Origin of the sequence: Roseospirillum parvum (assembly GCF_900100455.1) — a bacterium.
GTDB classification, from domain to species: Bacteria; Pseudomonadota; Alphaproteobacteria; order Rhodospirillales; family Rhodospirillaceae; genus Roseospirillum; species Roseospirillum parvum.
This window is the reverse complement of the sequence record NZ_FNCV01000003.1, coordinates 130,955-153,392: the sequence shown is the minus strand read 5'-3', so window position 1 is coordinate 153,392 and position 22,438 is coordinate 130,955. Positions and strand designations below refer to the sequence as shown.

General features: G+C 70.6%; 19 protein-coding genes. 8 read left to right on the top strand and 11 right to left on the bottom strand.

The window, feature by feature from the left end; genetic code table 11:
* The first annotated feature begins 567 nt into the window (after positions 1-567).
* The 3 genes from BLR95_RS05825 to BLR95_RS05815 are packed head-to-tail and all read left to right on the top strand — an operon-like array spanning position 568 to position 2,539.
* Positions 568-1,323, top strand: a complete 756-nt coding sequence (locus BLR95_RS05825) for a DUF6134 family protein (RefSeq protein ID WP_092616843.1) — start codon at positions 568-570, stop codon at positions 1,321-1,323.
* Positions 1,320-2,078 (top strand): SDR family NAD(P)-dependent oxidoreductase, encoded by a 759-nt coding sequence (locus tag BLR95_RS05820; protein ID WP_092616841.1) that lies wholly within the window; start codon positions 1,320-1,322, stop codon positions 2,076-2,078. The genes BLR95_RS05825 and BLR95_RS05820 overlap by 4 nt, the downstream gene beginning before the upstream one ends.
* Positions 2,075-2,539, top strand: coding sequence for a nuclear transport factor 2 family protein (locus tag BLR95_RS05815; RefSeq protein WP_092616839.1), 465 nt, complete (start codon positions 2,075-2,077; stop codon positions 2,537-2,539). Before BLR95_RS05820 ends, BLR95_RS05815 begins: the two co-directional genes overlap by 4 nt.
* Before the next feature lie 8 nt (positions 2,540-2,547).
* Here the strand turns inward: BLR95_RS05815 and BLR95_RS05810 are convergent, their stop codons facing one another.
* The 5 genes from BLR95_RS05810 to BLR95_RS05790 all read right to left on the bottom strand — a co-directional run bounded on the left by BLR95_RS05810 (position 2,548) and on the right by BLR95_RS05790 (position 7,909).
* Positions 2,548-3,579: a trypsin-like serine peptidase gene (locus BLR95_RS05810; RefSeq protein WP_092616837.1), complete on the bottom strand. Its 1,032-nt coding sequence runs from the start codon at positions 3,577-3,579 to the stop codon at positions 2,548-2,550.
* The gene (gene der, locus BLR95_RS05805) at positions 3,576-5,060 is read right to left on the bottom strand and encodes a ribosome biogenesis GTPase Der (protein ID WP_092616835.1); all 1,485 of its coding nucleotides are present in this window, start codon (positions 5,058-5,060) and stop codon (positions 3,576-3,578) included. Before der ends, BLR95_RS05810 begins: the two co-directional genes overlap by 4 nt.
* Positions 5,061-5,070: 10 nt before the next feature.
* On the bottom strand, positions 5,071-6,417 hold the full coding sequence (locus BLR95_RS05800; RefSeq protein ID WP_092616833.1) for an outer membrane protein assembly factor BamB family protein: 1,347 nt from the start codon (positions 6,415-6,417) through the stop codon (positions 5,071-5,073).
* A gap of 5 nt (positions 6,418-6,422) precedes the next feature.
* Positions 6,423-7,193, bottom strand: a complete 771-nt coding sequence (locus tag BLR95_RS05795; protein WP_176787662.1) for a tetratricopeptide repeat protein — start codon at positions 7,191-7,193, stop codon at positions 6,423-6,425.
* 161 nt (positions 7,194-7,354) lie between these two features.
* Positions 7,355-7,909, bottom strand: coding sequence for a thioredoxin family protein (locus BLR95_RS05790; RefSeq protein ID WP_092616829.1), 555 nt, complete (start codon positions 7,907-7,909; stop codon positions 7,355-7,357).
* Between the two features lie 203 nt (positions 7,910-8,112).
* Between BLR95_RS05790 and BLR95_RS05785 the strand changes: the two genes are divergently transcribed.
* Positions 8,113-8,484 (top strand): hypothetical protein, encoded by a 372-nt coding sequence (locus BLR95_RS05785; RefSeq protein WP_092616827.1) that lies wholly within the window; start codon positions 8,113-8,115, stop codon positions 8,482-8,484.
* Positions 8,485-8,669: 185 nt separating this feature from the next.
* Here the strand turns inward: BLR95_RS05785 and mfd are convergent, their stop codons facing one another.
* Positions 8,670-12,179, bottom strand: coding sequence for a transcription-repair coupling factor (gene mfd, locus BLR95_RS05780; protein ID WP_245689290.1), 3,510 nt, complete (start codon positions 12,177-12,179; stop codon positions 8,670-8,672).
* Positions 12,176-12,442, bottom strand: coding sequence for an FAD assembly factor SdhE (locus BLR95_RS05775; protein WP_092616825.1), 267 nt, complete (start codon positions 12,440-12,442; stop codon positions 12,176-12,178). The genes mfd and BLR95_RS05775 overlap by 4 nt, the downstream gene beginning before the upstream one ends.
* 117 nt (positions 12,443-12,559) lie before the next feature.
* Between BLR95_RS05775 and recG the strand changes: the two genes are divergently transcribed.
* Positions 12,560-14,662: an ATP-dependent DNA helicase RecG gene (gene recG / locus BLR95_RS05770; protein WP_092616823.1), complete on the top strand. Its 2,103-nt coding sequence runs from the start codon at positions 12,560-12,562 to the stop codon at positions 14,660-14,662.
* A 34-nt stretch (positions 14,663-14,696) separates the two neighbouring features.
* On the opposite strand, the gene BLR95_RS05765 is transcribed toward recG, so the two are convergent.
* Positions 14,697-15,206 carry an Rrf2 family transcriptional regulator gene (locus BLR95_RS05765; RefSeq protein WP_092616821.1) on the bottom strand — a complete coding sequence of 170 codons (510 nt, stop codon included), beginning with the start codon at positions 15,204-15,206 and terminating at the stop codon, positions 14,697-14,699.
* A 160-nt stretch (positions 15,207-15,366) separates the two neighbouring features.
* Positions 15,367-16,128 (bottom strand): serine O-acetyltransferase, encoded by a 762-nt coding sequence (gene cysE, locus BLR95_RS05760; protein WP_176787660.1) that lies wholly within the window; start codon positions 16,126-16,128, stop codon positions 15,367-15,369.
* A 561-nt stretch (positions 16,129-16,689) separates the two neighbouring features.
* Here cysE and BLR95_RS05755 point away from each other — a divergent pair.
* Positions 16,690-17,355 (top strand): alpha/beta hydrolase, encoded by a 666-nt coding sequence (locus BLR95_RS05755; protein WP_092616819.1) that lies wholly within the window; start codon positions 16,690-16,692, stop codon positions 17,353-17,355.
* Here the strand turns inward: BLR95_RS05755 and BLR95_RS05750 are convergent.
* Positions 17,333-18,418, bottom strand: coding sequence for an anhydro-N-acetylmuramic acid kinase (locus tag BLR95_RS05750; protein ID WP_092616817.1), 1,086 nt, complete (start codon positions 18,416-18,418; stop codon positions 17,333-17,335). The genes BLR95_RS05755 and BLR95_RS05750 overlap by 23 nt on opposite strands.
* 162 nt (positions 18,419-18,580) lie before the next feature.
* Here BLR95_RS05750 and tyrS point away from each other — a divergent pair, with 162 nt between their 5' ends.
* Entirely contained in the window at positions 18,581-19,864 is a 1,284-nt protein-coding gene (gene tyrS, locus BLR95_RS05745; RefSeq protein WP_092616815.1) for a tyrosine--tRNA ligase, read from the top strand.
* Between the two features lie 134 nt (positions 19,865-19,998).
* Here tyrS and BLR95_RS05740 read toward each other — a convergent pair whose 3' ends face one another.
* Positions 19,999-21,222, bottom strand: coding sequence for a flagellar hook protein FlgE (locus BLR95_RS05740; protein WP_092616813.1), 1,224 nt, complete (start codon positions 21,220-21,222; stop codon positions 19,999-20,001).
* Positions 21,223-21,450: 228 nt separating this feature from the next.
* Here BLR95_RS05740 and BLR95_RS05735 point away from each other — a divergent pair, with 228 nt between their 5' ends.
* On the top strand, positions 21,451-22,428 hold the full coding sequence (locus tag BLR95_RS05735) for an AEC family transporter (RefSeq protein WP_092616811.1): 978 nt from the start codon (positions 21,451-21,453) through the stop codon (positions 22,426-22,428).
* Positions 22,429-22,438 lie beyond the last annotated feature (10 nt).

Sequence of the window (22,438 nt, the reverse complement as noted above, 5' to 3'; positions counted from 1 at the left end):
GGAGCACTGGGTGAACCGGATGAACTGGACAAATTGGACGACCTGGGCAAATTGGACGACCTGGGCAAATTGGACGACCTGGGCAACTGGGGCCGACTGTCGGGGGTCTTCTGATCCATATTCGGAATGCCGTTCAAGCAGGGCCAGTGGATGATTTCGGCACGGCCGCAAAGCCGGGGGCGATCAATCGAACCACGTCATGGGTCCCGGTTTCCCGCCCTTGACCCACCCATTTCGGGTGGAACGGCCTGACCTGCCAAGTCTGAAACGCGGCGCGATTTCCAGGTTTGGCACGATCCGCTCACGGGCGGCCACCCCGCTAAGGTAGGACAGGGGATCGGTGCCGGCAACGCCAACCGAAACATACCTGCCCTGAAAATTGGCATCTGAAATGAGATTGCGCAGATTGCCCATATGATGTGCAGAAAATGCCGCCGATGTGGTCTGGCGCGCCGGCGGGCCGCTCCGCCGGGCGGTCGACTCGGGAGATGATCCACCGCCCGCCCCCTTGCGTATACGCTCACAAGCCCCACCTCTCGCCCGTCTTCCAACGGAGCCGACACCACCATGCGCCCCATCCCGATCCTTCTGGCGGCCGCCCTTCTGCTGCCCGCCTTGCCCGCCGCCGCCGAGCCGCAACTGGCCGCCGCCCGCGATCCGCTGGGCACCTATGGTGATCGCGCCGTCTATCAGGTGGTGCGCGAAGGAACCCCCATCGGCCGCCATGTGGTTCACTTCAGCCGGGTCGAGGATGGCGGCCTTCGGGTAAAGGCGGAAACCGACATCGACGTCGGGGTGTTCGGCCTGACCCTGTACCGCTTCCAGTATGTGTCCAACGCCCTGTGGCGCGACGGCCAGTTGATCGAGATGATGAGCCGCACCGACGACGACGGCGACCTCCGCCAGGTGGAGGCCCGCCGCGACAGCGACGGCCAACTGGAGGTGCGCGGCCCGAACGGCGTCTGGCGGGCCGGCGACCCGGCCTATCCGACCAACCACTGGAACCCCCAGGTGGTCGCCGACTCCCCGCCGGCGCTGATCAACACCCTGAACGGCAAGCGCGCCGAGATCACCCTGACCCGCCTCGGCGAGGCCAGCGTCCCCTGTGGTGGCACCACCTGCCCCGCCGAGGCATGGCGCTACGAGGGCGATTTCGCCGCCAAGGTGTTCTACGACCGGGCCGGTCGCTGGCTGGGCATGAGCTTCTCGGCCCGCGACGGCTCGCGCATCGACTATGTCTGCCAGTCCTGTCGCCCGGACAGTCTGGCCACCCTGCCCCCTGATCCCCCCCTGCCCCCCGAACCCCCGGAGGCCCGACCTTGACCCAACACCGCCCCTCCCTGGCCTGGATCACCGGCGCCAGCACCGGCATCGGCCGCGCCGTCGCCCGACGGCTGGCCGCCCAGGGCTGGACCGTGATCGCCTCGGCACGCGGCGCCGAGGGGCTCGAAAAACTGGCCGCCGAGACCCCGAACGTGGTGCCCTGGCGGCTCGACGTCACCGACCCCGAGGCCTGCGCCCGGGCAGTGGCCGGCATCGAGGAGGCGCACGGCCCGATCGAGCTGGCCATCCTCAACGCCGGCACCCACCAGCCGATGGGCGCCGCCGACTACGACCCCGCCGTGGCGGCCCGGGTGATGGGCCTCAACTACCAAGGCACGGCCAACTCGCTGGCCCCGGTGATGGCCGCCATGCGCAAGCGCGGACGGGGACGCATCGGGCTGGTCGCCTCGGTGGCCGGCTATCGCGGCCTGCCCACGGCGGCCGCCTACGCCCCCAGCAAGGCCGCCGTGATCGCGCTCGCCGAAAGCCTCGCCCCGGAGCTGGCGGCCGATGGGGTCGGCCTGTCGGTGATCAACCCGGGTTTCGTGAAGACGCCGCTGACCGACCGCAACGACTTCCCCATGCCCTTCCTGATCGAGGCCGAGGCGGCGGCGCGGCACATCGTCGACGGCTTGGACAAGGGGCGCTTCGAGATCGTCTTCCCGTGGCCCATGCTGGCCGTCTTCGCCATCGCCCAGGTGCTGCCCCGGCGCTGGTTCCTGTTCCTGGTCCGCAAGGGAATCGTGAAAAGATGAGCCAACCCGACAGCGCCGAGGCGCGCCGCCGCGCCGGCCTCGAGGCCTGGTGCGCCTTCTTCACCCGCTTCCCCGAGGTCGCGCCCGAGGGGGCCGACGCGCTGGTCAGCGACGATGTGCGCTTCGTCGATCCGTTCAACGACCTCAGGGGCAAGGCGGCCCTGCGGGCCCTGGTCGCGCACACCCTGAAGACCGTGCGCGAGCCGCGCTTCACGGTCACCCACAAGGCGCTGGATGGCGATCTGGGCCTGATCCGCTGGACCTTCGAGGGGCGCATTCCGGTGCTCGGCCACTGGGCCATCACCGGCATGAGCGAGGTTCACCTGAACGATCAGGGGCAGGTCACCGCCCACATCGACCACTGGGACGCCAGCCAGCATTTCCACGGCCGTCTGCCCGGCCTGGGGCTGCTCATCCGCCGCCTCAACAAGGCCGCCGGGGTGCGTCAGCCGGCTCGTTGAGCCCCCGCTCAGTCGTCGTCCCGCGCCTTGGCCAGGGCCCGGGCCAGCGGCCCGAGCAGGGTCGCCGAGGGGGTGGTGGTGGCCCCCGGGTGCCGGCCGGCGAAGCGGCTGACCTCCCGCGCCAGACTTTCCGAGTCTCCCATCGGGCCGGGGGCGTAGCCCAGTTCCGTCAGCCACTGGCGGATGGTCGCCTCGGGCGCCCGCCCGCCGGCCTGATCGCCGCGCTCGGTGGCCCCGGCCTTACGGGCGGCGGCGAAGAAGCGGCTGCCAGGGACGGCCCCGCCGCGCACCCCACCGCCCGAGTCGTCGTGCCAGCGCAAGGTACTGACATGGATTGCCGCCACCTGCGGCCCCTGGCCGTTCCAGACCAGGATCGGCGAGCCGGAATCGCCCCGGGTGGCGTCGCACTGATGGATCAGCAGACCTTCCTTGATGAAACCGTCCACCGGGCAGCCGACATGGGCCGTCTGCACGTGTCGGCGGTCGGCGCTGTAGCCCACCTGGACCATCACCGGCGGCTGGGCGAAGTTGGTGGTGGCCTTAAGGGCCAGCACGCCCAGCCAGCCGACCTGCTGGCCGATCGGCTCGGCCAGGGTCAGCACCGCCCAGTCATGCGCGCTGTTGTCCACCCCGCGCGGCGGCCCGGCCGGGTCGGGCGGCCGGTAGTCGGGGGCCACCGTGACCCTGGTGGCCGGGCTGAAGGTCAGCCATTCCCCGCGCTGGTAGCCGGCGACGAACTTCAGGGCCTCGGCCGGCATCCAGTCGCGGGTGCGCGTGTTGTAGACGCAGTGGGCCGCGGTCAGCACGGTGGCCGGGCCGATCAGGGCGCCGGTGCAGTGGGACCCCTGGCTGTTGTTGACCCGCCCGATGGCGCTGAACGGGTAGTCGGCGGCCTCCAGCATCAGGCGGTCGTCGCTGCCCTTGATGCCGCGCTTGGGGGTGTAGAGGGGATAGCTCGGCGCCTCGGCCAACAGCGGCGATGCGGCCAGCATGAGGGCCGGCAGCGCCACCAGGGCCAGGGCGCGCAGCCGTCGCCTCACCGTCCGCCGTCCGCGTAGGGGTTGCGACGGCGGCGCAGCCACAGCCGGATGGGCACGCCGACCAGCCCGAAATCCTCGCGCAGGCCGTTGATCAGGAAGCGGCTGTAGGAATCGGGTAGGTCCTCGGGCCGCGAGGTGAACAGGGCGAAGGTGGGCGGGCGCGCCTTGGGCTGGGTGATGAAGCGCAGCCGCACCCGGCGCCCGAGCCGCCCCATGGGCGGCGGATGGTGCGACAACATGCCCTCCAGCCAGCGGTTCAGGCGCCCCGTGGGCAGGCGGCGGTTCCACTGGGCATGGATGTCCAGCACCCGGCGCATCAGCTTGTCCAGCCCCTTGCCGGTGAGCGCCGAGACACTGACCGTGGGGATGCCCTTGACCTGGGTCAGCGAGGTTTCCAGACGGTCGGACAGGCGCCGGAGGACGGTTTCCCGATCATCGGCGATGTCCCACTTGTTGACCGCGATGACCAGGGCCCGGCCTTCCTCGATGACCCGGCGGGCGATGGTCAGCTCCTGCTTGTCGAGCACCCCGCCCACCCCTTGCGAGCCGTCGAGCAGAAGCACCACCACCTCGGCCAGACGGATGGCGTTCAGGGTGTCGGCGGCGGAGAGCTTCTCGACCGGGTCCTCGATGCGCGCCTTGCGGCGCAGCCCGGCGGTGTCGACCAGCCGGAAGCGGCGTCCCTCGAAGCTCCAGTCGACCTCGATGGCGTCCCGGGTCACCCCGGCCTCGGGCCCGGTCAGCATGCGCTCGCGGCCAAGCAGGCTGTTGACCAGGGTCGACTTGCCGGTGTTGGGGCGCCCGACGATGGCCAACTGGATCGGCCGTTCGGGGTCGATCACCGGGGCGATTTCGTCTTCCTCGAGATCGACCTCGAGGCTTTCCAGTTCCTCCTCGTCCCATTCCGGGTCGAGATCGCCGGCTGCCTCGGCGGTGATGCTCTCGGCGGCCTCGGTCAGGCGGCCGTCGGCATCGAGCACCCCGGCGGCCTCGAAGTGGGGCCTCAAGGCGTCGAACAGGTCGCCCAGTCCCTCGCCGTGCTCGGCCGAGACGGGGACCGGGTCGCCGAGGCCCATGGAATAGGACTCATAAAGGCCCGGCCGCCCGGCGTTGCCCTCGCACTTGTTGGCGACCAGGATGACCGGCGTCGGCCCCTTGCGCAGAAGGTCGGCGAACTGGGCGTCGAGCGGCGTCACCCCGGCGCGGGCGTCGATCAGCATCAGGGCGACGTCGCAGCCGGCCAGGGCGGCCTCGGTCTGGCGGCGCATGCGCCCGGGCAGGCTGTCGTCGCTGGCATCCTCCAGGCCGGCCGTGTCGAGCAGCCGGAAGGGCACCCCGGCCAGACTGGCCGGCGCCTCGCGGATGTCGCGGGTGACCCCGGGCAGGTCATGAACGATGGCCAGCCGGCGCCCGGCCAGCCGGTTGAAGAGGGTCGATTTGCCCACATTGGGGCGGCCAATGATGGCCACGGTCAGGGTCATGACGCCACGCTCAGCGATAGGCGACGAGGTCGGCGTCGTCGGTCAGGAAGTACAAGGTGCCGCCGGCCACTGCCGGGGGAATGGTCACCCCGGCCGGCATCTTCTGGCGCCCCAAAAGGGCCCCGGTGTAGGGTGAAACCGCATAGGCCCAGCCGTGCGAGGCGGCGACGATCAGGCGATCACCCCCCAGCAGCGGCCCCGACCAGACCAGCCGTCCGGTGCGGTCCTCGGGGTCGTCCCACTGCTGCAAGGGGCGGATCCACAGCACCCGGCCGTCGCGCCCGTCGATGGCCACCAGTTCCGCCTCGATGGTCAGCACGAACAGGTAGTTGCCGGCCACCCAGGGGGGCTGCAGGCCAGCCACCTCGACCTCCCACAGGCGGCGCCCGGTGCGCAGATCGATGGCCACCATCAGCCCCGAATGGCCAACCGCGAAGACCTTGCCCTGGTCGATCACCGGCCAGGCGGCGATGTCGGCCAGACTGGCCGCGGCGTCGGTGCGCCTGAGGGCGACCACCTGATCGGACCACAGCTCGGCCCCGGTATCGACCCGAAGGGCGACCAACTCGCCGGTCGAGTAGGCCGAGACCACCACCCCGGCATCGACCGCCGGCGCGGCGCCGCCCAGGAAGGCGGTGCCTTCCGGCGGCCCGGCGTGGGTCCACAACAGGCGGCCGTCGCTGGCCGCCAGGGCCAGGGTCTTGTTGTCCACCGTCAACAGGAACAGGCGGCCGCCGTTGACCGTTGGCGCGGCGCGCATGGGTGCGCCCACGGTCTGCTTCCACAGCCCCTGGCCGGTGGCGGCGTCCAGCGCCATCACCGCCGCAAAGCCGGTGGTGACGAACAGGCGGCCATTCTCGTAGGCCAGACCGCCACCCAGAACGGCGCCGTCTTCCTCGTACTCGTCGGGCAGATCGACTTCCCACAGCCGCTCGCCGGAGGCGGTGTCATAGGCGCTGACCACTGCCTCGGCGTCGATGGCGAAGACCCGGCCGTCGGCCACCACCGGTTGGGCGAGCAGGCGCTCGCGCTTGCCGCTGCCCTCGCCGATGTCGCGCGACCATGCTTCGTGGAGCTGATCCGGCAAAACCATGTGATGCATGGCGTGATGGGCCAGCCCGCCGGCCTGCGGCCACGTCCCGTTGGGCTCGGGCGGCGGCAGCAGGATCGGCTCGTCGGCCGAGGCGGCGGGATTCAACTGTTGCTCATGGGCCAGCACCGAGATGCGCTTGCCGGGCAGCGGTGGCGCCTCGTCGCCGCCCAGCCAATCATCGATGCCCAGACTCTCGCAGCCACCGAGCAGCAACAGGGCGAGCAGCGGCAGCACGCGCAAGTTGGAAAGGTGCAAGCCAGCCATCGGCCCTACCCCTGGTCGGCCGGGGCGTCGTCCCCGGCCGGCGTGGCGCCGGCATCGGGGTCGCCGCCCAGGGCATCGAGCAGGGCCCGGGCCCGCTCGCGCACGCCGCTCGGGGTTTCGCTGTCGCGGGTCAGATCGGCGAAGCGGCGGGCCGCTTCCTCGGGCTCTCCGGCTTTCAGCTTGAGCAGGGCCTGAAGTTCCAGCGCGCTGTGGCGCCACGCGCCGGCCGGGTCGGTCAGGGGGTCGAGCTGGGCCGAGAGGGCCTCCGGCGGGCCATCGTCCACCTGATGCAGGACCAGCAGCACCTGGGCCAGATCGCGCAGCGCCGGATCGGCCGCATCGTCGTCGGCCAGATCGCGGTAGACGCCGAGGGCGGCCTGCCGGTCGCCGGCCTCGATCAGCGCCGCCGCGCGTTGCAGGTCAGCCAGTTCGGGATAGCCCGAACCGCCCTGCCCCTCCAATTCGGCGAAGCGGGTCGCCGCCAGGGCCGGGTCGCCGGGCAGCGCCTCGAGCCCGGCCTCGTAGGCCTCGGCCTGGGCGATGGCCTGGTTGCGCTCGTAGGCCGAATAGCCCTGCCAGCCGGCCACCCCGACCACCAGCAGCACCGCCGCGCCAATGGCATGGCGGCCGTAGCGCTGCCACAGGCGGTGCAGTTGGTCGTGCCGCAGGTCCTCGTCGACCTCGCGGAACAGGGCTTCCTGGGCGGCGTCACGGGGATCGTCGGCGGGGGCCGGCGGGGCGTTTTTCGCGGCCTTGCCTTTCGGCGCTTTGCTCACGGGCGGGGGCTCCTTGCGGGGCGTGGGAAATCCGGGCCTCACCATATCGTCGCCGCCCGGGCAAGGCAATGTGCGGCGGCAGCCGCCATGCTCAAGGTGATTTGCGGCGGCAGCCGCCCTGCCCAAGGTAATTTGCGGCAGCGGCCGCCATGGCCGTATCTTCAGGCCGCCTTCCACTTGATGGAACAGCCCATGGAAGCCACCTGATCGGGCGGCCCCTCGCCGGTTTCCGCCACCTGCTGCATGGCCTCGAACAACTCGCGCCTGAGGTCGGGCGGCCCGGCCTCCTTGCGCGAGGCATCCAGGCGGCCCCGGTACTGGAGCCCCAGGTCCTTGTCGAAGCCGAAGAAATCGGGCGTGCAGACGGCCCCGTAGGCGCGCGCCACCTGCTGCGTCGCGTCGTACAGATAGGGGAAGGTGAAGCCGCGCTGGCGGGCGAATTCCTTCATGTTGTCGAAGGAATCTTCCGGGTACTGGTCCACATCGTTGGCGCTGATCGCCGCCACCCCGATGCCCAGCTCCTGCAACTCCCCGGCGTCGCGCACCAGCCGGTCGATCACCGCCTTCACGTAGGGGCAGTGGTTGCAGATGAAGACGATCAGGGTGCCACGGCTGCCGCGCACCGACTGAAGGGTGTGGGTTTCGCCATCGACACCGGGCAACGAGAAATCCGGCGCCGGCCAGCCGAAGTCGCAGATCGGGGTTTCGACCGCCATTCGGGTTCTCCTTCGCAAGAGGCAACGGAAGGCTCGCCGGTCGGCAAGCGGATGACTATAGGTCGGGGCCGCGAACCGGCCCGTCAAGCCGTGCACCCGCCTGGATTGGCCCGCCTGGATTGGTAAGCGTTTGTTTACCGCCGCCGGCGATGATCAGCCTGACCCGGACTGCCGGCCCTTCCCCTGCCTTGCGGATGCCCTCCATGTCCCCGCCGTCCCTGTTGCCCCGGATCGCCTGCGCCCTGGCCCTGATGACGCCGCTGGCCGGTTGCGTCGATGGTGGCATGACACCCACCCTGCTGGCCTGGGACACGGTGTCGCTGATCAACACCGACAAGACCATGGGCGACCACGCCATGTCGTTCTACCGGGGCAAGGACTGCTCGACCGTGCGCGCCTACTACGGCGGGCCCTACTGCATCGAGCACGACCGCTACACCCCGCCGCCGCCGCAGGAAATGTACTGCTACCGATCGCTCGGCGACGTCACCTGCTTCGAACGGCCGGACCCCTACGTGTCCTCGCGCCAACTGGTCGGCACCCCGGTCTACACCCCGGCCAGTGGCCAGCGGTAGGGCTGGCAAGGGGGCGCCGCCCCCTTGACCCCCGCCGGGGAAGCAGGGCTTCCCCGGACCCCTCCACGACTTAAAACCACCCGGAGGGGGGCTTGCCCCCCTCCGGGTGGTTTTGACTCATGGCGGGGGTCTGGGGGACCCCCTGGGTCCCCCAGCGGGGTTCAAAGGGGCAGCGCCCCTTTGGCTCAGCCCTCCGCGGCCACGCGGGCCAGGGTTTCCAGCACCCGGCGGGCGCCGGCCAGGCGGTCGGCCGGGCTTTCCCACAGGCGCATCACCACCAGGGAATGGTCGGGCCGCACCTTCACGCTGCCCGCCTGCTGCGAGATGTAGGCGACCAGCCCGGCCGGGTTGGGGAAGCGCCGCTCGCGGAAGGTCAGCACGGCGCCCTTGGGCCCGGCCTCGACCTTCTCCACGTTGGCCTTGCGGCACAGGGCCTTCAGGCCAACCACGGCCAGCAGGTTGTCGACCTCCGGCGGCCGGGGGCCGAAGCGATCTTCCAACTCGCCGGCAAGGTCCTCGATTTCCGCCTCCTCGGTGAGGTCGGCCAGCCGGCGGTACAGGGACAGCCGCAGCGACAGGTCGGGCACGTAGGTTTCCGGAATCAGCACCGGCGCCCCCAGGCCGATCTGCGGCGAGAAGGTCTCCTCCTCCACCTCCATGCCCTCGCCCCGGCGGGCGGCGGCCACCGCCTCTTCCAGCAGGTGCTGGTAAAGCTCGATGCCGACCTCCTTGATGTGGCCGGACTGCTCGTCGCCCAGAAGGTTGCCGGCGCCCCGGATGTCCAGATCGTGGCTGGCCAGCGAGAAGCCGGCGCCCAGGCTGTCCAGGGTCTGCATCACCTGAAGCCGGCGCTCGGCGGTGCCGCTCAGCTTGCGGTCCGGGGGCACGGTCAGATAGGCGTAGCCGCGCGCCTTGCCACGCCCCACCCGGCCCCGCAACTGGTAAAGCTGGGCCAGCCCGAACATATCGGCGCGGTAGACCAGGATGGTGTTCACCCCAGGCATGTCCAGGCCCGACTCGATGATGTTGGTGGCCAGCAACACGTCGGCCTCGCCCTCGGTGAAGGCGGCCATGACGGTTTCCAGACGGCTTGGCGTCAACTGGCCGTGGGCGATGGCAAGGCGCACCTCGGGGATCAGCTTTTCCAGCCGCTCGGCCACCTTGGGGATGTCGGCGACCCGCGGGCAGACGACGAAAGTCTGGCCGCTCCGGTTGCGCTCGCGCAGGATGGCCTCGCGCACCACCACCGGATCGAACGGCGAGATGAAGGTGCGCACCGCCAGCCGATCGACCGGCGGGGTGGCGATGATCGACAGCTCGCGCACCCCGGTCAGGGCCATTTGCAGGGTGCGGGGAATGGGGGTGGCGGTCAGGGTGAGCACGTGCAGGTCGGCCTTCAGGCGCTTCAGGCGCTCCTTGTGGGCGACGCCGAAGTGCTGCTCCTCGTCGACCACCACCAGTCCCAGGCGCTTGAAGCGCACGCTGTCGGCGAGCAGGGCGTGGGTGCCGATGACGATGTCGATGGTCCCCTCGGCCAGCCCCTCCTTGACCTTCTTCACCTCGCGCGCGCCGACCATGCGCGACACCTGGGCCACCCTCACCGGCAGGCCGGCGAAGCGCTCCTGGAAGGTGCGGAAATGCTGCCGGGCGAGCAGCGTGGTCGGCACCACCACCGCCACCTGGGCCCCCGAGAAGGCGGCCACGAAGGCGGCGCGCAGGGCGACCTCGGTCTTGCCGAAGCCGACGTCGCCGCAGATCAGGCGGTCCATGGGCTGGCCCGAGGCCATGTCCGACAAGGTATCGGAAATGGCCTTCAACTGATCGTCGGTTTCCTCGAACGGGAAGCGGGCGGCGAATTCCTCGTACAGTCCCTCCGGCGGGCTGAGGCGCTGCCCCGGGCGCAGATGGCGGGCGGCGGCGATGCGGATCAGCTCGTCGGCCATCTCGCGGATGCGCTGCTTGAGGCGCGCCTTGCGGGCCTGCCAGGCCACCCCGCCCAGCTTGTCGAGCTGCGCCCCGGCCTGTTCGGAGCCGTAGCGCGACAAGGTCTCGATGTTCTCCACCGGCACGAACAGCTTGTCCCCGCCGTCGTAGCGCAGGCGCAGACAATCGTGCGGCGCGCCGCCGGCGCGCACCGTCTCCAGCCCTTCGTAGCAGCCGATGCCATGATCCACATGGACCACCAGATCGCCTTCCGAGAGGGTCGAGACATCGGCGATGAAGCGCTCGGCCTGGCGCTTGCGGCGCGGCTGGCGGGCCAGCCGGTCGCCCAGGATGTCCTGCTCGGTGATGACGGCCAGCCCGTGGGCCACGAAGCCCCGGGCGAAAGGCGCCACCACCACCGGCCAGGCCCCATCCTCGGCGGCAACCAGGGCGGCCGGCCAATCGTCCACCTTGGGCGCCGCCTCGGCCCCGTGGTCGGCCAGCAGGGTGGCCAGACGATGGCGCCCCGGCTTGCTGGCGGCGGTCAGGACCACCGCATACCCATCGCGGCCCAGCCGCTTCAGGTGGTCGAGCACCGCCTCGAACAGGTTGTCGTCGGGCCGCGCCCGGATGTCGGCGAAGTCGCGCCCCGGGCGGCCGCCGGCATCCAGCGCCGCGTCGCCCAGGTCGGTGGCCCCGAAGGGCGAGGCGATCAGTACCGGCCGGGTGGCCAGCACCCGGTTCCATTCGGCGGCATCGAGGAACAGGCGGTCCGGCGGTACCGGGCGGTAGGGGCGCTCCGGGTCCAGCTTCTGGGCCAGGGCGTCGAGCCGGGCCTGATGATACTCGGCGATCTGCTCCAGACGGCTGTCGCGCACCTCCTCGGCCTGATGGTCGAGGATCACCGGGCGCTCTGGTGGCACATAGTCGAACAGGGTGTCGAGGCCGTCGTGAAACAGCGGCAGCCAGTGTTCCAGGCCGGGCGGGCGGGCCCCTTCGCTCAGCGCCTCGTAGAGCGGATCGCCGGCCAGGGCGCCGCCGAACAGCTCGCGGTAGGCCGAGCGGAAGCGCGATATCGCCGCCTTGTCGAGCATCACCTCGCTGGACGGGCCGAGGTGGATTTCCGTGAGCTTGCCGCTGGTCCGCTGGGAGACGGCGTCGAAGCGGCGGATGCTTTCGATCTCGTCGCCGAACAGGTCGAGCCGCACCGGGCTTTCCGCACCGGGCGGGAAAAGGTCGATCAGGCCGCCGCGCACCGCCACCTCGCCCGGCTCCATGACCTGATCGGTGCGCAGATAGCCGGCATCGGTCAGACGGGCCAGCAGATCGTCCACCGCCACCGTGTCGCCCACCTTCAGCACCTGCCCCAGGGTGGCCATCAGGTCGCGGCGCGGCACCCGTTGCAGGGCCGCGTTGACGGTGGCGATGACCAGCCGGGCCGGGCCGTCGCCGGCCGGGCGGGCCAGCCGGGCCAGGGTGTCGAGCCGGCTGGCGACGATCTCCGGATGCGGCCCGGCGCGGTCGTAGGGCAGGCAGTCCCAGGCCGGGAAGGGCAGCACCGGGACCTCCGGGGCGACCACCGCCAACCCGTCGGAGAGCGCCGCCAGACGCACGTCATCGCGCACCAGCACCAGGATGTCCTGGCCCGCCTTCGCGGCGCGGGCCAGGGCGGCGAGCACCGCCACGTCATGCCCGACCGGCAATCCGGCCAGGGTCTGCCGCCCGGGGGCGGCGGCGCGGCTCAGCAGATGGGCGGCGTCAAGACCGCTCACCGGGTCACCCGATGCGCCTTCAGGCGGGCGAACAGGGGGGTGTCCAGATGGGCCGGCGGCGAGCGGTGGCCGAGCACCCAGTCCAGGATGTCGGCGTCCAGCTCGTCGAGCAGGGTTTCCAGCGTGTCCAGTTCGGCCGCGCCGAGGCTGTCCAGGTGGGCGGTGACGAAGCCGCCGATCAGCAGGTCGGCCTCGCGGCTGCCCCGGTGCAGGGCGCGGTAACGCAGACGGCGGCGGCGGGTGTCGGGATCGGCGTCGGGCATCGGGCAGTGGCGGTTGGATAAAGAGGTGCGGGGGCGGCTGGCCGGCCCCGGGGCGCTGAGATATAAAACCTGGAGCGCCTCCAGGCCAGCCCCGATCACACGCCCGGTTCCCCATCCATGCGCCCCGAGGTCCTCAACCCCCTGTTCGCCCCCATCGACTCCCTGCCCGGGGTGGGGCCACGCCTGAAGCCGGCCTTTGTCCGTCTGACCGGGGAGACGGTGCGCGACCTTCTGTGGCACCTGCCGCACGGGGTGGTCGACCGGCGCCTGTCGCCGGCCCTGACCGACGCCGTGCCGGGGACCGTGGTGACCGTCGAGGTGAAGGTGGAAAGCCATCATTCGCCGGCCCCCAACAGCCCGCGCAGCCCGTGGCGGGTGAAGGTGGCCGACGACACCGCGAGCCTCGATCTGGTGTTCTTCCGGGCGTCGCGCAAATGGATCACCGAGACCCTGCCGGTGGGCCGCCAGGTGGTGGTCAGCGGGCGGGTCGATGTCTATCAGGGGCGGGCCCAGATGACCCACCCCGACCACATCGTGGCGCCCGACCAGGCCGACAGCGTGCGCCGCATCGAGCCGATCTATGGCCTGGGCGGTGGAATTACCCCGAAAGTGCTGGGCAAGGCCCTGGCCGGGGCCCTGAAACGCTGCCCGGAGCTGCCCGAGTGGCTCGATCCGACAAGCCGGGAACGCCTCGGCTGGCCGGCCTGGGAGGCGGCGGTGCGGGCGGTCCATGCCCCGGTCGTGCCCGAAGACCTGGAGCCCACCACCCCGGCCCGCCAGCGGCTGGCCTATGACGAGCTTCTGGCCAACCAACTGGCCCTGATGCTGGTCCGGCGCAACCTGCGCCGCCGGGCCGGGCGCGCCCTCGCGGGCGGCGACGCGGCGGTGGACAAGGTGCTGGCCGCCCTGCCCTTCCCGCTGACCTCGGCCCAGCAGCGGGTGGGTGCCGAGATCGCCGCCGACATGGCCAGCCCGGAGCGCATGTTGCGCCTGCTTCAGGGCGACGTGGGCAGCGGCAAGACGGTGGTCGCCTTCCTGGCCCTGGTGCGGGCGGTGGCCTGCGGCACCCAGGGCGCCCTGATGGCGCCGACCGAGATCCTGGCCCGCCAGCATCTGGCCACCCTGGAGCCGCTGGCCAAGGCGGCCGGGGTGCGTCTGGGGCTGCTCACCGGGCGGGCCACGGCGGCCGACCGCGAGGCCACCCTGGCCGCCCTGGCGGCCGGCGACATCGACATCATCCTGGGCACCCACGCCCTGTTCCAGCCCGGGGTCACCTTCCGCGACCTGGGGTTGGCGGTGATCGACGAGCAGCACCGCTTCGGGGTCCATCAACGGGTTCAGTTGTCGGCCAAGGGGACGGCGGCCAGCGGCCATCATCCCGACGTGCTGGTGATGACCGCCACCCCCATCCCGCGCACCCTGACCCTGACCGCCTACGGCGACATGGATGTTTCAAGACTCGACGAGAAGCCGCCCGGGCGCCAGAAGGTGGATACCCGGATCATCGGCGCCCGCCGCCTGGGCGAGGTGGTCGCCGCCATCGGCCGGGCGGTCAATCGCGGCGACAAGGTCTATTGGGTGTGTCCGGCGATCGACGGCGACGGGCTTTCCGGCACCGCCGCCGTCGAGCAGCGGGCGGCCGACCTCAAGGCGCGCAGCGGGCTTCGGGTCGGGCTGGTCCACGGCCAGATGAAGGGCGAGGACAAGGACCGGGTGATGGCCGACTTCGCCGGCGACGGACTCGACGTGCTGGTCGCCACCACGGTGATCGAGGTCGGGGTCAACGTGCCCACCGCCACGGTGATGGTGGTCGAGCAGGCGGAGCGCTTCGGGCTGGCCCAGTTGCACCAGTTGCGCGGCCGGGTCGGGCGCGGCAAGCGGGCCGCCACCTGCCTTCTGGTCTACGGCGACAGCCTGACCGACAGCGGCCGGGTGCGTCTGGAAACCCTGCGCCGCAGCGACGACGGCTTCGAGATCGCCGAAACCGACCTTGCCCTGCGCGGCGGCGGCGAGGTGCTGGGCACCCGCCAGAGCGGCCTGCCGGCCTTCCGGCTGGCCGACCTGGGCCGGGACACCGCCCTGCTCGATCAGGCCCGGCGCGAGGCCAGCTATCTGGTGGAAGTTGACCCACAGCTTGAAGGACCGCGCGGCAAGGCCTTGCGGGTACTGCTTTATCTGTTCGACCGCGACAGCGCCACCCGAACCCTGCGCGGCGGCTGAGCCCCCCATCGGGAACCCGCCCCGGCGGGCCGGTTCAGTTCACCGCCGCGCCGTCATCCACGCCGCCGCCACAGCCGCCCAGCCCTTCCGGCACGTCGCCGGGGGCGTGATCGACGATGCCGCTGGTGCCCAGCACCTTGCGCTTGCACACGTCATCCAGGGTGACCGAGCTGAGATAGAGATAGATCTGATTGCCCAACTCCTCCCACAGGTCGTGGGTCAGGCAGCGGCCCTTGTTGTTGTGGCAGCCGGCCGGCGAGCCGGGGGAACAGCGGGTGGTCTGGATCGGTTCGTCGACCGCCAGGATGATGTCGGAAATGCGCATCTCGCCGGCATCGCGCGACAGCAGGTAGCCGCCGCCGGGGCCGCGCACACTGCGCACCAGCCCGCCCTTGCGCAGCTTGCCGAACAGTTGTTCCAGGTAGGACAGCGAAATCTCCTGGCGCTGGGCAATGTCGGCCAGGGCGACCGGGCGATTGACCGAGGCATGGGCCAGATCGGCCATGGCCATCACCGCGTAACGTCCCTTGGTGCTCAACCTCACGGCAGTTCCTCCCTAGCCGGCTGTTGGGTGGCTGATTGATATCCCTTCAGTGCGTCCCGGCCCATGGAAAGCAGCCGCGTGGTTTCGTGTTCTCCGGGGTCTGCCGCCCCGTTTTGCTGAACGTCGGGGTCTTGGGCCCCGTTTGCGTGAACGCCGTATCTCATCGTTCCCCCGCCGCGTGGCGGGGGGCGTCCGAGGTTCCGGTGGCCATCAGGCGGGGCCGCTGGGGGGCCTCGTCGCCCGCCCTGGCGGCCGGGTCCTCGTAGGTGGCAAGCCGCGACTCCAGATGGTCGATGCGTTCCAGCATCTCGCGCATCTGATGGTGCAGGGTGCGCACGGTGCGGGCCACCGGGTCCTTGATCCCCTCCACCGGCGTGCCATAGGCGCAGAAGTCCTCGTCGCTGGCCTTCTTGCGCATGACCACCCGGGCCGGGATGCCGACCACCGTCATGCCCGCCGGCACATCGGCCAGGACCACCGCGTTGGCGCCCACCCGGGCCCCCTCGCCGATCACGTGCGGGCCCAGGATCTGCGCCCCGGAGCCGACGATCACCCCGTTCTCAAGGGTCGGGTGGCGCTTGCCCTTGTCGAGCGAGGTGCCACCCAGGGTGACCCCCTGATAGAGGGTGACATCGTCACCCACCACGGCTGTCTCGCCGATCACCACGCCGGTGGCGTGGTCGATGAAGACCCGCCGGCCGACCCGCGCCGCCGGGTGAATCTCGACCGCGGTCAGCATCTTGCCGATGTGCGCCACCAGGCGGGCGGCCAGCCGGAAACCGCGCCGCCACAGCCCATGGGCCAGACGGTGATAGATGATGGCGTGCAACCCGGGATAACACAAAAGCACCTCGAGCCACGTCCGGGCCGCCGGGTCGTGGTCGAGGATGGTGCGGATGTCTTCGTTCAGGCGCTTGAACATGATAGGCCGACCTGTGCTACACTGCCGCGCCCCGTCGTCACCGGGCTTCTTCACCTCTCGGCCACACCCCGCCAGGGCCGCCGATACGGCGCCTACCTGGAAAGGTCTGGCCGGGTCCGAAGGGCCCCGGACCATGGGCCGGGCCCTGATCCGGAGGTCCCCCGCTCCGCACCGTGTCCGGCGCTTGACGTCCGGTTCCGTGGCGGTTCGGGAGCCGCCCTTCAACGGTCACGGCCCACCCCTGGACTGGCGTGTCCAACCTGGGCTGTCGTGTCCACAAGGTCTGCCGGAACCCCTTCCGGAAACCTTACGGACGCCCCAGGCGATCACGGCCCGACTGGCGGGCGCGGGCGGAAGCGACTATACGGGGTCCGCCTCGGGGGGTCAATAAAACTGACCCATTCGGTCGGACACTCCCGGTTGAATTGACCGGTTGAATTGAAAGAGCAAACCGCCCTCGGAAGCCACCTCGCCACGGACCCCCAAAACACCCGTTTCGACCCGCACCAGTTTCGACCCGCACCAGCTTCGACCCAGAAAACGAAAGCCCGCCACCGCATCATGCCCGAAGTGATTTTCAACGGCCCGGAAGGCCGCCTGGAAGGCCGCTATCATCACGGCCCCACCGACAACGCCCCGCTCGCCCTGATCCTGCACCCGGATCCCAACCGCGGCGGCACCATGAACAACAAGGTGGCCTACAACCTGTACCACCTGTTCGTGCGCCGGGGTTTCTCGGTGCTGCGCTTCAATTTCCGGGGGGTGGGACGCTCCCAGGGCAGCTACGACCAGGGCCAGGGCGAGTTGTCCGACGCCGCCTCGGCGCTCGACTGGATGCAGACCATCAACCCCAACGCCAGCGCCTGCTGGATCGCCGGCTTCTCGTTCGGGGCCTGGATCGGCATGCAGCTCCTGATGCGCCGCCCGGAGATCAACGGCTTCATTTCGATCGCCCCGCCGGCCAGCCAGCACGACTTCAGCTTCCTCGCCCCCTGCCCGTCCTCGGGGCTGATCATCCACGGCGACCGCGACACCCTGGTGCCCGAGGCGGCGGTCGCCAAGCTGGCCGCCAAGCTGGCCAGCCAGAAGAACATCGCCGTGGACTACAGCGTGATCGAGGGCGCCAACCACTTCTTCGCCGAGCACATGGAGATCCTGACCGGGCGCATCGACGCCTATCTCGATCAGGCCCTGGCCGACGACCTCAGCCCGGCGGCGGCCGGCTGATCCGCCCCCCGGGCAGCGGCCGGGCCACCCCGGTGGTGCCGGGAAAGGACAGCGCCAGCCCGGCCAGCGCGCGCGCCGCCAGATAGGCGAAGGCCTGGGCCTCCAGGGCGTCGCCATCCCAGCCCACCACCTCCACCGGCTCGACCGGCACGGCCAGCCGCGCCGCCAGCTCGGCCATCAGGGCCGGGTTGTGCCGCCCGCCGCCAGTGATCAGCCAGCGCCGTGGCGCCTGAGGCAACAGGAGCACCGCCCGGGCCACCGCCTGGGCGGTGAAGGCGGCCAGGGTGGCGGCCCCGTCGGCAAGCTCCATCCCCGCCAAGGGCGCCAGGGAAAAGGCGTTGCGGTCCAGCGACTTGGGCCACGGGCGGGCGAAATAGGGGTGATCCATCAGCGCCCCCAGCACGGCCCCCTCGACCCGCCCGGCGCGGGCCAGGGCGCCATCCCGGTCGCACGGCTGCCCGGTGGCGGCGCGCACCCAGTCGTCGAGCAGCGCGTTGCCCGGCCCGGTGTCGAAGGCGATCAGGTCGTCGTCGCCGGGGCCGATCCAGGTGACGTTGCCCACCCCGCCCAGATTGAGCACCGCCAGCGGGCGTTCCAGGTCAGCCGCCAGGGCGCGATGCCAGGCCGGGGCCAGCGGCGCCCCCTCGCCGCCGGCGGCCACGTCGGCGTCGCGGAAGCGACTGACCACCGGCACCCCCAGGCGGGCGGCCATCAGGGCGCCATCGCCCAACTGCCAGGTCCAGCCGTCCTGCGGGCGGTGGTTGACGGTCTGGCCGTGGAAACCGACCACCTCGACCGGCCCGGCCTGATCGATCAGCCCGCTCGCCACCGCCGCCTGGAACAGGGTCAGCCGGCGCTCCACATCGGCCAGGGAGTCATCGGGCGGGCCGCTGCCCAGGGCGGCCCGCAGGTCGTCGGCCAGATCGGCCGGATAGGGTTGGGTCAGGCTGGGGCCGAGGGCCAGCACCCGTGTCCCGTCGGTTTCAACGATGGCGGCATCGACCCCGTCGAGCGAGGTGCCGCTCATCAGGCCGAGGGCTTTCAGCGGCGGGCATGGGGGCATGGCGGGGGCTCCGCGAAAGGGAAGATGGAACGGGCACGGCCTTCCTGCTTGGCGCGCCCTCCCCGGCCGGTCAAGCCCCCGCAAGGCCCACAACGTTGCCGCCGCCCGGCGGCTGTGCTACCTCCCCTGCTCCGAATCCCCCCAGCCCAACGGACCGCCCCGATGACCGAGCCCGCCTTCACCCCCGCCTCCGCCTTCCTCGGACGCCTGGTCGAGCGCGGCTATCTCAATCAGGGGACCGACCTGACCGCCCTGGACGCCCGTCTGGTCGAGGTGGAAAAGGGCCAGCGGGCACCGCTGATCGCCTACATCGGCTTCGATTGCACGGCCGAAAGCCTGCACGTCGGCAGCCTGATCCAGATCATGCTGCTGCGCCACTGGCAGCAGTGCGGGCAGAAGCCCATCGTGCTGATGGGCGGCGGCACCACCCGCATCGGCGACCCGTCGTTCCGCGACGACAGCCGGCCGCTGCTCGACGACGCCACCATCGAGCGCAACATGGCCGGCATCCGGCGGGTCTTCGAGCGTTTCCTGACCTTCGGCGACGGCCCAACCGACGCGATCATGGTCAACAACGCCGACTGGCTGGACGAGCTGGCCTACATCCCCTTCCTGCGCGATTACGGCCGCCATTTCACCATCAACCGCATGCTCAGCTTCGACTCGGTACGCCTGCGCCTGGAGCGCGAACAGCCGCTGACCTTCCTTGAGTTCAACTACATGATCCTCCAGGCCTACGACTTCGTCGAGCTGGCCCGGCGCCATGGCTGCTCGGTGCAGATGGGCGGCTCGGACCAGTGGGGGAACATCGTCAACGGGGTCGAGCTGGGGCGCCGCACCCAGGGGTTGGAGCTGTTCGGCGTCACCTCGCCGCTGCTCACCACCGCCTCGGGCGCCAAGATGGGCAAGACCGCCCAGGGCGCCGTCTGGCTGAACCCCGAGAGCCTTTCGCCCTACGACTACTGGCAGTACTGGCGCAACACCGAGGACGCCGACGTGGGCCGCTTCCTGCGCCTGTTCACCGACCTGCCGGAGGACGAGATCGGCCGCCTGGAAAGCCTGCCCGGGGCCGAGATCAATCAGGCCAAGAAGCTGCTGGCCGACCACGCCACCACCCTGTGCCACGGCGCCGAGGCGGCCGCCGAGGCGCGCCACACCGCCGAAACCACCTTCGAGCAGGGGGGCAGCGGCGAGGCCCTGCCCACCGTGCCGGTGCCGCGCGCCGAACTGGGCGCCGGCATCCCGGCCTATGCGCTGATGGTCACCGCCGGACTGGCCGGCTCGAACAAGGAGGCCCGGCGGCTGATCGCCGGCGGCGGCGGGCGCCTGAACGGCGCCCTGATCGAGGACGCCAACCGGCCGATCACCATCGAGGACCTGGACGCGGCCGGCCAGATCAAGCTGTCGGCCGGCAAGAAGCGCCACGCCCTGGTGATTCCGGCGTAGTCCCGGCGGCGAATCCTTAAGAGCGTGTTGCGTGATTTGTGAATCACCCAACACGCTCCAGACTCTTGATATTGAAGCAAATCGTCGTCGCAATCCGGTTTGGCCGATCAGCTCCGGATCGCTCGGGATTTGCTCTATCGCTTCAGCTGGGCCGCTTCCTGGACCATTTCGTCGCTCGTCCGGAACACCGTGGCGTTCGACGAATAGGCGTTCTGGGTCAGGATCATGCGGCTGAACTCGTCGGCCAGATCGACGTTCGACTGCTCCAGCGAGGCCGGCTCGATGGAGGCCAGCCGGCCGGTGCCGCCGGGCTGGAACAGCTCGGCCTCGCCCGACCATTCGCTTTCCAGGAACATGTTGCCGTTGGTCGCTTCCAGGCCGTCCGGATTGGTGAAGTTGGCGGCCGCCAACTGGGCGATGGGAATGGCCTGGTTGTTGCTGTAGATGCCGTACAGCACGCCGTCGTTGTCGAACCGGGTCTGGCGCAGCAGACCGGTGGCGTAGCCGTCCGATTCGATGACGTCGATGACCGTCTTGCCCGAGTACTGGGTCATGTCGTCCAGATCCACCGCGATGGAACTGGACCCGCCCCCGGCCCAGGTGATGGACACCGTCACCGGGGCGGTCGTGTCGGGCAACTGGGCGTTGCCGTCGAAGGTGAGCACCGGCAGGCTCGGTGCCGTCGGCGCGCTGACCGTGCCGTTGGCGGCGCTGAACTCCAGCGTCCATTCGTTGGGCACGTCGGGGGTTGGGGTCCAGGTCAGGGTGAGCGACTGTTCGTTGCCCTGGTCGTCGTAGACCCCGAAGCTGAAGTTCTGGGCCTTGGTCGCCCCGGAATCGATGTTGGCCTGCAGGCGCACGTTGGAGGTCGCCTGGCCGGGCAACTGATCGAAGGTGTTGGTGCGGATGGCCCCCAGGTTGCCGGTGGCGTCGATCACCCCGTCGGCGTCGGCGCTCCAGCCCATGACGTACAGGCCGTTGCCCTGCATCAGGTAGGAATCGCCGTCGATTTCCTGTTCGTAGAAGGCCCCGTCGCGGGTGTAGTAGGTCTGTCCGCTGCCGTCGAAGGCGTCGTTGACGACCAGCATGCCGCGCCCGTTGAGGGCCACGTCCTTGGCGCTGTTGGTGGCCAGGATCTGCCCCTGGTAGCTGACCCGGCGATAGTCCTTGGTCTGCGCCGAGTAGATGTCGAACCGACCACCCCCGGTGCTTTCCGAGAGCACCGTCTGGAAGTGGGTCTCGGTCTTCTTGTAGCCGGTGGTGTTCATGTTGGCCACGTTGGTGCTGATCTGCCCCAGGGCGTGGCTCTGGGCCTGCATCCCCATGGAGGCGTTGGCAAAGGCACCCCAGATGGTCATGGCGGTGGGCTCCGACTGAACGGGACAAGGTTATCCGCCAGAGCGGGCAGCAAACCCCATGCCAGCCCCCACCACCCTTTCGGATCAATGGGTTAGGACTGGCGCGGAAGGCCCGACCCGGCCATCCTTGCCGCCCCATCCGGCGCCGCCCGGCAGTTTGTGCCGGCCCCACGGCGGAACCACCAGAGGCCGCGACAAATCCCCACGACACGGTGTAGGATCGCCGCCATGGCGAACATCACCCTGGCCATCGCGCCGGTCTTCCTGGTCATTCTGCTCGGCTTCGTGTTGCGCAAGGCCGCCCTGGTCGAGGCCGCCCTGTGGTCGCCCATGGAGCGGCTGACCTACATCGTGACCTTCCCGGCCCTGCTGATCTCCAACCTGGCCGGGGCCGATCTGGCCGGCCTGCCGTGGCAGCGGGTCGGCCTGGCGGTCGCCCTGACCACCCTGGCCATCGCCGCCCTGGCCTGGATTCTGGGCCGCCGCTGGGGGGAACCGCCGCTGCCCGGCCGACGGCTCGACGGACCGGCCCGGGGGGCGCTGTTCCAGGCTGCCATCCGGCCCAACACCTTTGTCGGGCTGGCCGCCGCCGGGGGCCTGCTGGGCCCCGCCGGCATTACCCTGACCGCCCTCTGCGTGGCGGTGGTGGTGCCCATGGTCAACGTGCTGTGCGTCGCCGTGCTGTCGCTCACCCGACCCGGCCCGGGCGGCGACCGCCGGGCCGCCCTGCGCCGCACCCTGGTCGGCATCGTCACCAACCCGCTGATCCTGGCCTGTATCGTCGGCATTGCCCTCAACGTGTCCGGGCTGGGCCTGCCGCCGGTGATCGGGCCAACGCTGGAGGTGATCGGCCGGGCCGCCCTGCCGCTGGGCCTGATGGCGGTCGGCGCCGGGCTGGCGGTGGCCCCCGAGGAACCTCGCCCGGACTCCGCGCTGCTGCCCGCCCTGGGCCTGTCGGCGACCCTGAAGCTGATCCTCAGCCCGCTGATCGCGCTGCTCCTGGCCCTGATCCTGGGACTTCGGGGCGAGGCGCTGGTCGCCGTCGCCATCTATGGCGGCCTGCCCTGCGCCGCCTCGGCCTACATCCTGGCCCGCCAGATGGGCGGCAACGGGCCGCTGACGGCGCGCCTGATCTCGGCCCAGACCCTGCTGGCGGCGCTCTCCATGCCGCTGGTGGCCGGTTTGGTCCTGGCCCTGGCCGGCTAGAGCAGATCGT